Source organism: Rhodobacter lacus, from assembly GCF_042683065.1.
GTDB classification, from domain to species: domain Bacteria; phylum Pseudomonadota; class Alphaproteobacteria; order Rhodobacterales; family Rhodobacteraceae; genus Rhodobacter; species Rhodobacter lacus.
Map to the genome: position 1 here is coordinate 394,323 of NZ_JBHUIX010000013.1, position 12,718 is coordinate 407,040.

At 63.6% G+C, this 12,718-nt stretch carries 15 protein-coding genes; all 15 read left to right on the plus strand.

The genetic code is table 11. The features are described from left to right. Positions 1-261 precede the first annotated feature (261 nt). The 15 genes from nifH (at position 262) to nifS (ending at position 12,718) form a co-directional block, all read left to right on the plus strand. The gene (gene nifH / locus ACFSM0_RS14080) at positions 262-1,149 is read left to right on the plus strand and encodes a nitrogenase iron protein (RefSeq protein ID WP_076485403.1); all 888 of its coding nucleotides are present in this window, start codon (positions 262-264) and stop codon (positions 1,147-1,149) included. Positions 1,150-1,237: 88 nt separating this feature from the next. Then, complete coding sequence (gene nifD, locus ACFSM0_RS14085; protein ID WP_097070044.1) at positions 1,238-2,743, plus strand: nitrogenase molybdenum-iron protein alpha chain; 1,506 nt, start codon at positions 1,238-1,240, stop codon at positions 2,741-2,743. Between the two features lie 95 nt (positions 2,744-2,838). Next, entirely contained in the window at positions 2,839-4,377 is a 1,539-nt protein-coding gene (nifK, locus tag ACFSM0_RS14090; protein ID WP_377391601.1) for a nitrogenase molybdenum-iron protein subunit beta, read from the plus strand. Positions 4,378-4,594: 217 nt separating this feature from the next. Beyond that, a complete protein-coding gene (gene nifE, locus ACFSM0_RS14095) occupies positions 4,595-6,169 on the plus strand; it encodes a nitrogenase iron-molybdenum cofactor biosynthesis protein NifE (RefSeq protein ID WP_377391604.1) in 1,575 nt (524 codons plus the stop codon). A 1-nt stretch (position 6,170) separates the two neighbouring features. After that, positions 6,171-7,556 carry a nitrogenase iron-molybdenum cofactor biosynthesis protein NifN gene (gene nifN, locus ACFSM0_RS14100; RefSeq protein ID WP_377391607.1) on the plus strand — a complete coding sequence of 462 codons (1,386 nt, stop codon included), beginning with the start codon at positions 6,171-6,173 and terminating at the stop codon, positions 7,554-7,556. Beyond that, positions 7,531-8,016: a nitrogen fixation protein NifX gene (nifX, locus tag ACFSM0_RS14105; protein ID WP_097070048.1), complete on the plus strand. Its 486-nt coding sequence runs from the start codon at positions 7,531-7,533 to the stop codon at positions 8,014-8,016. Before nifN ends, nifX begins: the two co-directional genes overlap by 26 nt. After that, positions 8,016-8,498, plus strand: a complete 483-nt coding sequence (locus ACFSM0_RS14110; protein ID WP_377391612.1) for a NifX-associated nitrogen fixation protein — start codon at positions 8,016-8,018, stop codon at positions 8,496-8,498. Before nifX ends, ACFSM0_RS14110 begins: the two co-directional genes overlap by 1 nt. Further along, a complete protein-coding gene (locus ACFSM0_RS14115) occupies positions 8,495-8,632 on the plus strand; it encodes a hypothetical protein (RefSeq protein ID WP_176518612.1) in 138 nt (45 codons plus the stop codon). The genes ACFSM0_RS14110 and ACFSM0_RS14115 overlap by 4 nt, the downstream gene beginning before the upstream one ends. A gap of 17 nt (positions 8,633-8,649) precedes the next feature. Continuing rightward, positions 8,650-8,853 carry a CCE_0567 family metalloprotein gene (locus ACFSM0_RS14120; RefSeq protein ID WP_097070138.1) on the plus strand — a complete coding sequence of 68 codons (204 nt, stop codon included), beginning with the start codon at positions 8,650-8,652 and terminating at the stop codon, positions 8,851-8,853. A 6-nt stretch (positions 8,854-8,859) separates the two neighbouring features. Beyond that, on the plus strand, positions 8,860-9,165 hold the full coding sequence (gene fdxB / locus ACFSM0_RS14125; RefSeq protein ID WP_377391616.1) for a ferredoxin III, nif-specific: 306 nt from the start codon (positions 8,860-8,862) through the stop codon (positions 9,163-9,165). After that, the gene (locus tag ACFSM0_RS14130) at positions 9,149-9,700 is read left to right on the plus strand and encodes a nitrogen fixation protein NifQ (protein WP_377391618.1); all 552 of its coding nucleotides are present in this window, start codon (positions 9,149-9,151) and stop codon (positions 9,698-9,700) included. Before fdxB ends, ACFSM0_RS14130 begins: the two co-directional genes overlap by 17 nt. Beyond that, a complete protein-coding gene (locus ACFSM0_RS14135) occupies positions 9,687-10,142 on the plus strand; it encodes a hypothetical protein (RefSeq protein ID WP_377391620.1) in 456 nt (151 codons plus the stop codon). The genes ACFSM0_RS14130 and ACFSM0_RS14135 overlap by 14 nt, the downstream gene beginning before the upstream one ends. Positions 10,143-10,325: 183 nt before the next feature. After that, positions 10,326-10,646, plus strand: coding sequence for an iron-sulfur cluster assembly accessory protein (locus tag ACFSM0_RS14140; protein ID WP_377391622.1), 321 nt, complete (start codon positions 10,326-10,328; stop codon positions 10,644-10,646). Between the two features lie 10 nt (positions 10,647-10,656). Next, positions 10,657-11,481 (plus strand): iron-sulfur cluster assembly scaffold protein, encoded by an 825-nt coding sequence (locus ACFSM0_RS14145; protein WP_377391623.1) that lies wholly within the window; start codon positions 10,657-10,659, stop codon positions 11,479-11,481. A 7-nt stretch (positions 11,482-11,488) separates the two neighbouring features. Continuing rightward, positions 11,489-12,718: a cysteine desulfurase NifS gene (nifS, locus tag ACFSM0_RS14150; RefSeq protein ID WP_377391625.1), complete on the plus strand. Its 1,230-nt coding sequence runs from the start codon at positions 11,489-11,491 to the stop codon at positions 12,716-12,718.

The following is a 12,718-nucleotide window of genomic DNA, read 5'->3' on the forward strand; positions in this document are numbered from 1 at the left end:
CCCCCGGCGCCCCCGGCTCCCCCCTCGGCGGGTCGCTTCGGCTTTGCCGAAGCGAAAGCTGTGAGAAAAATACGACGTTCGCCCTGACAGTCGACAAATTGTCGGGTCTGCTCCAAACCCTACAATTCGTGTAGTATATTGATAATAAAAGAATATTTTCGAAATTCTGACTTGGCACACTCCCTGCTGAATAGGCTGTGAGCGCGGTCGCGCACCGTCTCGACCCACAGATGAATGCACAACCCCAAGGGAGCCAGACCAATGAGCCAACTCCGTCAGATCGCCTTCTACGGCAAAGGTGGTATCGGTAAATCCACCACCTCGCAAAACACCCTCGCCGCGCTGGTCGAGATGGGTCAAAAGATCCTGATCGTCGGCTGCGACCCCAAGGCGGACTCCACCCGCCTGATCCTCAACACCAAGCTGCAAGACACCGTGCTGCACCTCGCCGCCGAAGCCGGCTCGGTGGAAGACCTCGAAGTCGAAGACGTGGTGAAAATCGGCTACAAGGGCATCAAATGCACCGAAGCCGGTGGCCCGGAGCCGGGCGTTGGCTGCGCGGGCCGCGGCGTGATCACCGCGATCAACTTCCTCGAAGAAAACGGCGCCTATGACGATGTCGACTACGTCTCCTACGACGTGCTCGGCGACGTGGTCTGCGGCGGCTTCGCGATGCCGATCCGGGAAAACAAGGCCCAAGAGATCTACATCGTCATGTCCGGCGAGATGATGGCGCTCTATGCCGCCAACAACATCGCCAAGGGCATTCTGAAATACGCGAACTCCGGCGGTGTGCGCCTTGGCGGGCTGATCTGCAACGAGCGCAAGACCGACCGCGAACTCGAGCTCGCGGAAGCTCTCGCGGCCAAACTCGGCTGCAAGATGATCCACTTCGTGCCGCGCAACAACGTGGTGCAACATGCCGAGCTGCGTCGTGAAACCGTGATCCAATACGATCCGACCTGCCAGCAAGCGCAAGAATACCGCGAACTGGCCCGCAAGATCCACGAGAACTCGGGCAAGGGCGTGATCCCGACCCCGATCACCATGGAAGAACTCGAGCAGATGCTGCTCGATTTCGGCATCATGCAATCGGAAGAAGATCGCGAAAAGCAAATCGCCGAAATGGAAGCCAAGATGAAGGCCTGAGGCCGATCTTGACGGGGTGGGCGCTGATGCGCCCGCCCGACCTCCCCAACAAGCCCAACGAAACGCCAGTGAGAGGAGTGCCAAAAGGATGGCCAAAGATCACGTGAGCGGCCCGGAAGACCTCGAGAACCTGATCAAGGAAGTGCTCGAAGCCTATCCCGCGAAAGCCCAGAAAAAACGCGCCAAGCACCTGTCGGTGACCACCGCGACCGACGAAGAGCCCGATGCAGTTACCGGCATCGCCTCGAAATGCGACTCGACGAAATCGAACATCAAATCCGTTCCGGGCGTGATGACGATCCGCGGGTGCGCCTACGCCGGGTCGAAAGGCGTGGTCTGGGGCCCGATCAAGGACATGGTCCACATCTCGCACGGCCCGGTCGGCTGTGGCCAGTATTCGTGGAGCCAGCGCCGCAACCTCTACACCGGCACCACCGGCGTGGACAGCTTCGTGACGATGCAGTTCACCACCGACTTCCAGGAAAAAGACATCGTCTTCGGCGGTGACAAGAAACTGGAAAAAACCATCGACGAGATCAACGAGCTGTTCCCGCTGGCGAATGGCGTGACGATCCAGTCGGAATGCCCGATCGGCCTGATCGGGGACGACATCGAAGCCGTTTCGAAAAAGAAAAACAAAGATATCGGCAAGACCATCGTGCCGGTGCGCTGCGAAGGCTTCCGCGGTGTGAGCCAATCGCTCGGCCACCACATTGCCAACGACGCGATCCGCGACTGGGTCATCGAAGCGGGCGAGAGCGAAGCGAAGAAGAGCTACGAGCCCGGCCCCTATGACGTCAACATCATCGGTGACTACAACATCGGTGGCGACGCCTGGGCCTCGCGCATGCTGCTTGAGGAAATGGGCCTGAACGTGGTCGGTTGCTGGTCGGGCGATGCGACGCTGGCGGAAATGGAACGCGCGCCGAAAGCGCGTCTGAACCTGATCCACTGCTACCGCTCGATGAACTACATCTGCCGCTACATGGAAGAGAAGTATTCGATCGGCTGGATGGAATACAACTTCTTCGGCCCGACCCAGATCGCCGCCTCGCTGCGCGCCATCGCCGCGAAGTTCGACGCCTCGATCCAGGAAAAAGCGGAAGCCGTGATCGCCAAATACCAACCGCTCGTCGATGCGGTTCTGGCGAAATACAAGCCGCGCCTCGAAGGCAAGTCGGTCATGCTCTATGTCGGTGGCCTGCGTCCGCGCCACGTTGTCACCGCTTATGACGACCTCGGCATGGTGATCGCCGGCACGGGCTACGAATTTGCCCACAACGACGACTACAAACGCACCGGCCACTACGTCAAGGAAGGCACGCTGATCTATGACGACGTGACCGGCTACGAGCTCGAGAAGTTCATCGAGAAGATCCGCCCCGACCTCGTCGGCTCGGGCATCAAGGAGAAATATCCGGTGCAGAAGATGGGCATCCCGTTCCGTCAAATGCACTCGTGGGATTACTCCGGCCCGTACCACGGCTACGACGGGTTCGCGATCTTCGCGCGCGACATGGACATGGCCGTGAACAACCCCGTCTGGGGCCTGTTCAACGCGCCCTGGGACACCCCGGCCGTCGCGGCCGAGTGATCCTCTCCTGAGCTTGCGGGGGGCGACCCGCCCCCCATCCCTCCCTCCTGCTGGCCACGTCCCGGAATGCGGACGGCCCATGAAAGGAAAGACCCATGCCCCAGTCGGCAGATAAGGTGCTCGACCATTCGAAGCTCTTCTTTGAGCCCGAATACAAGGAAATGCTCGCCAACAAAAAAGCGGTTTTCGAATGCGGCCACACCGCCGAAACCGTTCATCAGATTGGCGACTGGACCAAATCCTGGGAATATCGCGAAAAGAACCTCGCCCGCGAAGCGGTGACGATCAACCCGGCGAAAGCCTGCCAGCCCGTCGGCGCGGTGTTCGCGGCGCAAGGCTATGAGGGCACGCTGCCCTTCGTGCATGGGTCGCAAGGCTGCGTGGCCTACTACCGCTCGCACCTTTCGCGCCACTTCAAAGAGCCCTCGGCGGCGGTGTCCTCGTCGATGACCGAAGATGCGGCCGTGTTCGGCGGTCTGACCAACATGGTCGAGGGCCTCGCCAACGCCTATGCGCTCTACAAGCCGAAAATGATCGCCGTGTCGACCACCTGCATGGCCGAAGTGATCGGCGACGACCTCAACTCCTTCATCATCCAGTCGAAGGAAAAAGGCTCGGTTCCGGAAGATTTCCCGGTGCCCTTCGCGCATACCCCGGCCTTTGTCGGCTCGCATGTCGACGGCTACGACAACGCGCAAAAAGGCTTCCTCGAACTGTTCTGGAACGGTGCCGAGCGTCAAGCGGACGAAAGCCTCAACATCATCCCGGGCTTTGACGGCTATGCGGTTGCCAACAACCGTGAAATCAAGCGCATGCTCGACCTGATGGGCGTGGGCTTCACCTTCCTTGGCGATGTGTCGGAAGTTTATGACACCCCCTCGGACGGCACCTACCGGATGTATGCCGGCGGCACCAAGCTGGAAGACCTCAAAGCCGCGGTCAACGCCAAGGCGACGCTCTCGATGCAGGAATACTGCTCGCCCAAAACGCTCGAATATGTTGAGAAAACCGGCCAGGAAACCGCCGTGTTCAACTATCCGATGGGCGTGTCGGCGACCGACACCTTCCTGATGAAAGTCTCTGCGCTCACCGGCAAGGCGATCCCGGAAGCGCTGAAACTGGAGCGTGGCCGCCTTGTCGACGCCATCGCCGACAGCCAAGCCTACCTCCACGGCAAGACCTTCGCGATCTTCGGCGACCCGGACTTCGTGCTCGGCATGGCGAAGTTCATCATGGAGATGGGCGGCGAGCCGATCCATTGCCTTGCCACCAACGGCGGCAAGAAATGGGCCAAGCAAATGGACGAAGTGCTGAAAGCCTCGCCGTTTGGTCAAAAAGCCCAAGTCTGGGCCGGCAAAGACCTGTGGCACATGCGCTCCTTCCTGAACACCGAACCGACCGACTTCCTGATCGGCTCGTCGTATGGGAAATACCTTGAGCGTGACACCGGCGTGCCGCTGATCCGCCTGACCTTCCCGATCTTCGACCGTCACCACCACCACCGCTTCCCGACCTGGGGCTATCAGGGCGGCCTGACGGTCCTCGTGAAGATCCTCGACGCGATCTTCCTCAAGGCTGATCAGGATGCGGGCAAGGTCGGCGAGACCGACATGAGCTTCGACCTGACCCGCTAAGGGATCAGCACAAAAACAGGGGCCGGCGGGAGATCCGCCGGCCCTTTGCTTTGCGCAATGTCGTTATGAAGTCTGGCTACATGTCGTGAACCCGACAAAACGACAAAAATCGGGCCAAGTCGAAAAATCACGACAGGGCAGGGGCTTGGCGGGCATTTTGCAGGGCAAAAAACTTGGCACGCTCCTTGCTTGATGGTTCGTAACAGGGGAGCGCATCATGTCCGAAGCCTTGAAGAACAAAGTTGCCGAAGTCCTGAACGAGCCCGGCTGCGCCACCAATTCGGCGAAATCGGAGGGTGCGCGCAAGAAGGGCTGCACCAAGCAGCTCACCCCGGGCGCCGCAGCGGGCGGCTGTGCCTTTGACGGCGCGATGATCACGCTGCAACCGATCACCGATGTCGCCCACCTCGTCCATGCGCCGCTCGCCTGCTGGGGCAATGGCTGGGACAACCGCTCCTCCGCCTCTTCGGGCTCGGATCTTTACCGCAAGGGCTTCACCACCGATCTGAGCGAGCTCGACATTGTCATGGGCCATGGCGAGAAAAAGCTCTTCCGCGCCATCCATGAGGTCATCAAGGAGCAATCTCCGGCTGCGGTTTTTGTATATGCCACCTGCGTCACTGCGCTGGTGGGCGACGATATCGAGGCGGTGTGCAAGGCCGCCACGGCGAAATGGGGCACGCCCTGCATTCCGGTCAATGTGCCGGGCTTTGTGGGCTCCAAGAACCTCGGCAACAAGCTCGGCGGCGAGGCCCTGCTCGATCATGTCATCGGCACCATCGAGCCGGAAACGACAACGCCCTATGACATCAACATCATCGGCGATTTCAACCTGTCGGGCGAGCAATGGCAGGTGAAGCCGCTGCTCGACAGGCTCGGCATCCGCATTCTTGGTTCGATCTCGGGCGATGCGCGCTACCGCCAGATCGCGCAGATGCACCGCGCCAAGGCCACGATGCTCGTGTGCTCGCAGGCGCTCGTGAATGTCGCGCGCAAGATGCAGGAGCGCTGGGGCGTGCCCTATTTCGAGGGGTCGTTCTACGGCATCGCCGACACCTCCGAGGCTTTGCGCAAGATCTGCGGGCTTTTGGTGGAGCAGGGGGCGGATATCGAGCTTTTGAGCCGCTGCGAGGCGCTGATTGCCGAGGAAGAGGCAAAGACCTGGGCGGCGCTGGAGCCCTACCGCCCCCGTGTCGCGGGCAAACGGGTGCTGCTCTACACCGGCGGGCACAAGACCTGGTCGGTGGTGGCGGCGCTGCAGGAGCTGGGCATGGAGGTGGTGGGCACCTCGATGCGCAAGGCCACGCAAAACGACCGCGCCCGCGTTGTCGAGATCATGGGCGATGCGAGCCACATGTATGAGAACATGGCCCCGCGCGAGATGTATGACGCGCTTGCCGCCGCCAAGGCCGATGTGCTGCTGTCGGGCGGGCGCAGCCAGTTCGTGGCGCTCAAAGCGCGCATGCCCTGGGTCGATGTGAACCAGGAAAAGCATGAGCCCTATGCGGGGTATGTGGGCATGGTCGATCTGGTGCGCGCCATCGACCGCTCGGTGAACAACCCGATCTGGGCGGAGCTGCGCGACCCCGCGCCCTGGGAGACCCCGCTCACCGGCGGCGTGGTGCTGCCCGCGCCGAAGGGCGCCTGTCCGGTCACGAACATGAAAGGCGCCGAGCGCGCGCCGACGCTGCTGCCGCAAGTTGCCGCCGCGCCGCTGGCCGCCGTTGCCGCGCCCGAAGCGGGCCTGCTGGACGGGCTCGCCAATTCCCCCACCGATTTCGAGGATGACTGAGATGGCCGCCCTGACTCATCCGCGCCGTGCGCTTTCCACCAACCCCTTGAAATCCTCTGCGCCCCTCGGTGCGGCGCTGGCCTATCTCGGCATCGAACGTGCCGTGCCGCTCTTTCATGGCGCGCAGGGCTGCACCGCCTTTGGCATGGTGCATCTGGTGCGCCATTTCAAAGAGGCGATCCCGCTGCAGACGACCGCGATGAACGAGATCACCACGATCCTCGGCGGCTCCGATCAGCTTGAGCAAGCGATTGAAAACCTGCGCAAACGCGCGAACCCGAAGTTTATCGGCATTGCCTCCACCGCGCTCACGGAAACCCGCGGCGAAGATGTGGCGGGCGAATTGCGCGAGATGCTGGCGCGGCGCAAGGATTTTGCCGAGACCAAGGTGGTTTATGCCGCGACGCCCGATTTTGATGGCGGGCTGCAGGACGGCTGGACCAAGGCGGTCGAGGCGATCTTGAGCGCGCTCGTGCCGGTGACGCCCGCGCCTGACCCGGATCTGCGGCAGGTGACGCTGCTCACCGGATCTCATCTCACCCCCGCAGAGATCGACGAGCTGGTGCGCCTTATCCGCGCCTTTGGTCTCAACCCGCTGGTTCTGCCTGATATTTCCACCTCGCTCGATGGCCATCTGGCGGAGGATTGGTCCGGCTGTTCGCTGGGCGGCACGCCCATCGACCGGATCGCCGATGTCACCCGCTCCGCCTTTACGCTCGCCGTGGGCGAGCAGATGCGCGGCGCCGCGCAGATCATCGAGGAAAAGGCCTCGGTGCCCTACCGCGTTTTTCCCTCCCTCACCGGGCTCAAGGCGGTCGATGCTTTCGTGCGGGTCTTGATGGAGCTTTCGGGCACGCAGACGCCGCCGCCCTCGGTCGAGCGCGACCGGTCCCGGCTGGCTGATGCGATGCTGGATGCGCATTTCTTTACCGGCGGGCTCAGGGTGGCGATTGGCGCCGACCCGGATCTGATGTTCGCGCTCTCCACCACGCTCAACCAGATGGGCGCGGAGATCGTCACCGCCGTCACCACCTCGCAACACAGCCCGATGATCGAAAAGATGCCCTGTGACGAGGTGATCCTTGGCGATCTGGGCGATTTCGAGCGCGGGGCCAAGGCCGCGGGGGCGCAGATCCTGCTCACCAACAGCTATGGCCGGATGGCGGCGGATGCGCTGCACCTGCCGCTCGTGCGCGTGGGCTTTCCGGTCTTTGACCGGATCGGCGCGCAAGATGCCTGCCGCGTCGGCTATCGCGGCACCCGCGCGTTCCTCTTTGAGATCGCCAATGCCGTGCAATCGGTTCACCACACCCCCCGTCCGGAAGATTTCGGCGCAACCCCCCTGCCTGAGGAGTTTTCACATGTCCCGCACCCTGCGTCTTGTTGAGCCCGAGGCTGGCCCCGCGCCCGGCGAGAAGCCGTTGCGCGTGGCCATTGCCTCGAATGACCTTGAAACCCTCGACGCCCATTTCGGCTCGGCGAGCAAGATTGTCGTGTTCGATATCTGGCGCACTGGCGCGCGCTTTGTCGAAGTGCACGAGTTTTCCAATGCGACCGAGCAATCGGGCAAGCATGACGATATTGACGACCGGATCGCACCCAAGGTCGAGGCGCTGACCGGATGCGCGCTTGTGTTCGCGCTCGCCATCGGCGGGCCCTCGGCCGCGCGCGTGGTCAAGATTGGCTGCCATCCGATCAAGCGCAAGGAGCCCGAGCCGATCACCGCGGTGATCGCGCAGGTGCAAGAAATGCTCTCCGGCAGCCCGCCGCCCTTCCTGCGCAAGATCCTCGGCACCTATCACAAGCCGGATTTCGCCGCCGATTTCGACGAAGAGGAAAACGCCTGATGGACACTGCGACCGAAGCGCCGCCCGAGATCCCGCGTGGGGGTGAGATGGTGGAAAGCCCGTTCCTGACCCAACTCGTTGCGGTGATCCGCGCCGAGGATTCGCACGGCCAATGGGACATGAAGAGCGACGTTGAGCTCTTGGAAGAGTTCATCGTCACCAAGGAAGAGCGCCGCGAGATGCCGATCATCGGCGACCCGGAGCCCGAGCTGATCTGGCGCCTCACCCGGTTTTATGACGCGGTCGGGCTGATGGTGGAAAAGCGCACCGGCTGCATGGCCACGCAAATGCAGAAAATGCACCATGAAGGCTTTGGCCGGGTGGTGCTGATTGCGGGGCGGCTGGTGGTGGTGTCCAAGCACTTGCGCGACGTGCACCGGTTCGGCTTTGAAACCTGGGCGAAGCTTGCGGAAGCGGGCGACAAGCTCGTCGACGAGGCGGTGAAACTCGTGGAGCAATTCCCCGAAGCGGCCCGCGCATGATCCAGATCCCGCCGCTCAAGCCCAAGCGCAAGCCGCGTGTGATCGAACCCGTCAAACTGCACCCCTCGCGCGGGCGCACGGCGCTTTCGCGCTGGCTGCGCGAAGCTCCGCCCAAACCCAAGAGCAAGGACTGAACATGAGCCTTCAAGACATGAGCCTCGAAGAGCTGGAAGCCCACGCCAAAAAGCTGTCGATGCGCGCGACCAACGCGAAGATGGAGCTGCATGATCTGTCGGAGGAGCTGCCGACAGATTGGCAGAAGATCCCCGATGTCGCGCAGCAAACCTTTGAAATTTATCGAGATCTGGATGCAGCCCGCAAGGCGATCAAAATCGCCAAGCAAGCCAAGGAGTAAAACCGAATGTCGAATGTCGCCTATACGCGCGGGGGCGCGGAATATACCCCCGTTTACCTCATGTCGATCGATGCGGAAAAGTGCATCGGCTGCGGGCGCTGCTTCAAGGTTTGCGGGCGCGATGTGATGGGCCTTTACGGCGTGACCGAGGATGGCGACATCGTCAAGCCGGGCACCGAAGAATGGGATGACGTCGAAGACGAGATCGTGAAAAAGGTGATGCAGATGTCGGAAGCCGACAATTGCATCGGTTGCGGCGCCTGCGCGCGGGTTTGCCCCTCGGAGTGCCAGACCCATGCGGCCCTGTCCTGAGACCTGCAGCGCGCCTGCTTCCCCCGCGCCTCTGGCGGCGGGGGAGGCCGATTACGCCTGCATCCTCGGTCATGCGCTTTCCGAGCGCGCGGCGGGGCAGGGGCCTTTGACGGAACGGCTCGGGCTTTCGGGCGCCGATCTTGCCGCCTTGCGCGACCTTTTCGTGCCGGGGCTTGAGCTTCCCGATCTCGACCTGCCGGCCCCGGTGCAGAGCGCCGAGGAACAGGCGATCACGCTCCTTATCCTGTGGCGCGCGGGGGTGGCGACACCGCAGGCGCGCTGGCTGGCGATGATTTTGGCGCGCCGCGCACAGGAAGCGCGCCATCTGTGGGAGGATCTGGGCCTGCCGTCGCGCGCGCATCTGGGCGCGCTCATCCGGCGCGAGCTGCCGGGCCTTGCGGCGGCAAACCACCAGAACATGCGCTGGAAAAAATTCTTCTACCGGCAAATTTGCGCGGATGCGGCCTTCTCGCTCTGCCTTTCGCCCTCTTGCGACGAATGCGACGAACGGGCCGCCTGTTTTGCCCCCGATTGATCTGAAATCCCTGCTCGCGGGCGCCGCCTCCGCGCGCTCGCGCCCCTATGAGAGCGCGGAGGCGATTGCGCGCGCGCTTGAGGCTGCGCCAGAGGATGTCGAGGTGCGCCTCGCCGCCTATCGCTTCCATTTTTACGGTCATGATTACACGGCGGCGCTGCCGCAGGCCGAGGCGATCTTGCGCCTTGCCGCGCGGCGGCTCAACATCGCCACCGATTGGCAGGCGGTGGGCGCAGCGGATGCCGATTTTACCGCGCATGATTTTGCGCCCGGCCTCTATCTGCAGGCGCTTGTCGGCATCGGCTATTGCGCGGTGCGGATGGGCGAGGCCGATCTGGCCCGCGCCGTGCTGACAAAGGCCGGAGCGCTCGACCCGACGGACCGTTTTGGCGGCGCCTGGCTGCTTGATCGCTTTGAGGCGGGCGAAGACACGGAGCTCTGAGCCCGCGCTATTGGCCACTTGGCCCGATTTTTGTCGCAAGCCCCACAATGCCCCCACAATGTCGGCCCGAAACTTGCATCAAACCGCGCAGGGAAGGGGCCGAAACCTGGCACGCTTCTTGCTGTATCTCTGGTGAGCCCCGGCCCACAGGCCAGACACGGGCCCGGACCACAGGAGAGCATCATGATTGATATCACCGAACCTGCCCAATCCGCGATCAAGGCCGCCATCGACGGCGCGGGCCAGCCCGTCGCGGGGCTGCGCCTGATGGTGCAATCGGGGGGCTGCGCGGGGCTCAAATACGGCATGGCGCTGGAGCTTGAAGCCCAGCCCGACGACGAGGTGGTGAGCTTTGGCGAGGTGACCGTGCTGATCGACCCGTCGAGCCGCGAGCATCTGACCGGCGCCAAGATCGACTTTGTCACCAATGTCGAGGGCTCCGGCTTCGTGTTCGACAACCCCAACGCCAAGAACAGCTGCGGCTGCGGCAAATCCTTCTGCTGAGGAGCGCGCGATGTTCGATTATTCCGACAAGGTGAAGGAATATTTCTTCCAGCCCCGCAACGCGGGCGTGCTCGAAGATGCCAATGCCGTGGGGGAGGCGGGCTCGCTTGCCGGCGGCGATGCGCTCAAGCTCATGCTGCGCATCAACCCGCTTTCGGAAATGATCGAAGAGGCGCGGTTTCTCAGCCATGGCGGCGGCTCGATGATCGCCTGTTCCTCGGCGCTGACGGAACTGGTGCGCGGCAAATCGGTCGATGCGGCCTCGCGCCTGACCCCGGCCGATATTGCCGCGTTCCTCGACGGGCTGCCGCCCGAGAAGATGCATTGCACGGAAAGCGGCGCGAAGGCGCTGGCCGCGGCGATTGCGGCCTTCCGCGGCGAAACGCCCGTGGCGCCCGAACGTCGCCCGGCGCAGCCTGCGCTGGTGACGATCGCCGTGCCGCCAAAGCCACGCCGCGCCGCGCCGCCTGCCGCCGCCGCCCTGGCCGCGCGCCAAGCGGGCGCCGCGCCGGGGATGACGCTGCGCGAGCTGATCGCCAAGAACAATCCGCTTGCCGCGATGGCGGAGGCGGAAGAGACCGGCCCCGTCGAGCCCGTGAGCGAGACCGATGCCGAGGCGATTTCCCGCATCATCACCGAGATGCGCCCGGTGTTCCAGCGCGACAAGGGCGATATCGAGCTGCTGGACATCAAGGGCCGTCAGGTCTTCGTGCGCCTTTCGGGCACCTGCGCAAGCTGCATGATGGCCAGCCAGACGCTTGCCGGGGTGCAAAAACGGATCATGGAAACCCTCGGTCGGCCGTTCCGGCTGATCCCCTCCACCGCCCGCGCCTGAGAGAGCAATGACCCATCCCGCTGCCGCCCCCCGCATCTATCTTGACAACAACGCCACCACCCGGGTTGCGGATGAGGCGCTGGCGGCGATGTGGCCGCTTTACACCGAAAGCTACGGCAATGCCTCTTCGGCGCATGGCTTTGGTGCCGAGGCGGCGGCGGGTATCCGGGCAGCACGCAAGGCGCTGGCGGCGCTGATCGGCGCCGAGAGCGAGGCGGAGATCATCTTCACCTCGGGCGGTACCGAGGCGAACACCACCGCGATCCGCGCGGCCCTTGCCGTGCAGGAGGGGCGGCGCGAGATCGTCACCTCCATGGTCGAACATCCCGCCATCTTGCAGCTTTGCGACGCGCTCGAGAAATATGAGGGCGTGAAGGTGCACCGCATCCCCGTTGACGGGGAGGGGCGGCTTGAGATCGACGCCTACCGCGCCGCGCTTTCGGACCGGGTGGCGGTGGTCAGCCTGATGTGGGCGAACAACGAGACCGGCGTCCTTTTCCCCGTTGAGGGGCTGGCAGAGCTGGCGCATGACTTTGGCGCGCTGTTTCATACCGATGCGGTGCAGGCGGTCGGCAAGACCCCCGTTGATGTGCGCGCTGCGGGTGTCGACATGCTCTCGCTTTCGGCCCACAAGTTTCATGGGCCTAAGGGCGTGGGCGCGCTTTACCTCAAGAAAAACACGCCGTTTCAGCCGCTTCTGCGCGGCGGCAAGCAAGAGCGCGGGCGCCGGGCGGGCACGGAAAACGCCCCCGGCATCACCGGCGCGGGCAAGGCGGCCGAGCTTGCCGCCGCCCGCATGGCCCAGGATGTGGCGCGCATCGCCGGGCTGCGCGACCGGCTTGAGGCGGGCATTCTGGAGGCTGTGCCGCATGTTCGCGTGCTCGGCGACCGGCGCGACCGGCTCGCCAATACGCTCTGCCTCGCCTTTGATCTCGTCGAGGGCGAAGGCATCGTGATGAAGCTTGACCGCGCCGGCATCGCCGCCTCGACGGGCTCGGCCTGCGCCTCGGGCGCGGTGGAGCCAAGCCATGTGATCCGTGCCATGGGCGTGCCCTTCACCGCCGCCCATGGGGCGGTGCGGCTCTCGCTTTCGCGCCTCACCACCGAAGACGAGATCGCCCGCGTGCTGGAGATCTTGCCGTCGATCGTGGCCGATCTGCGCGCGCTCTCCCCCTTTTGGTCGGACAACGGCCCCAACCTGCCGGGCCTCGCGCCCGCCTCGCTCCAGGAGATCTGA

Bases quoted from the DNA above. Each gene is read 5' to 3' on its own strand.
- nifH (WP_076485403.1), top strand. From the start codon at position 262: ATGAGCCAACTCCGTCAGATCGCCTTCTACGGCAAAGGTGGTATCGGT.
- nifD (WP_097070044.1), top strand. From the start codon at position 1,238: ATGGCCAAAGATCACGTGAGCGGCCCGGAAGACCTCGAGAACCTGATC.
- nifK (WP_377391601.1), top strand. From the start codon at position 2,839: ATGCCCCAGTCGGCAGATAAGGTGCTCGACCATTCGAAGCTCTTCTTT.
- nifE (WP_377391604.1), top strand. From the start codon at position 4,595: ATGTCCGAAGCCTTGAAGAACAAAGTTGCCGAAGTCCTGAACGAGCCC.
- nifN (WP_377391607.1), top strand. From the start codon at position 6,171: ATGGCCGCCCTGACTCATCCGCGCCGTGCGCTTTCCACCAACCCCTTG.
- nifX (WP_097070048.1), top strand. From the start codon at position 7,531: ATGTCCCGCACCCTGCGTCTTGTTGAGCCCGAGGCTGGCCCCGCGCCC.
- ACFSM0_RS14110 (WP_377391612.1), top strand. From the start codon at position 8,016: ATGGACACTGCGACCGAAGCGCCGCCCGAGATCCCGCGTGGGGGTGAG.
- ACFSM0_RS14115 (WP_176518612.1), top strand. From the start codon at position 8,495: ATGATCCAGATCCCGCCGCTCAAGCCCAAGCGCAAGCCGCGTGTGATC.
- ACFSM0_RS14120 (WP_097070138.1), top strand. From the start codon at position 8,650: ATGAGCCTCGAAGAGCTGGAAGCCCACGCCAAAAAGCTGTCGATGCGC.
- fdxB (WP_377391616.1), top strand. From the start codon at position 8,860: ATGTCGAATGTCGCCTATACGCGCGGGGGCGCGGAATATACCCCCGTT.
- ACFSM0_RS14130 (WP_377391618.1), top strand. From the start codon at position 9,149: ATGCGGCCCTGTCCTGAGACCTGCAGCGCGCCTGCTTCCCCCGCGCCT.
- ACFSM0_RS14140 (WP_377391622.1), top strand. From the start codon at position 10,326: ATGATTGATATCACCGAACCTGCCCAATCCGCGATCAAGGCCGCCATC.
- ACFSM0_RS14145 (WP_377391623.1), top strand. From the start codon at position 10,657: ATGTTCGATTATTCCGACAAGGTGAAGGAATATTTCTTCCAGCCCCGC.
- nifS (WP_377391625.1), top strand. From the start codon at position 11,489: ATGACCCATCCCGCTGCCGCCCCCCGCATCTATCTTGACAACAACGCC.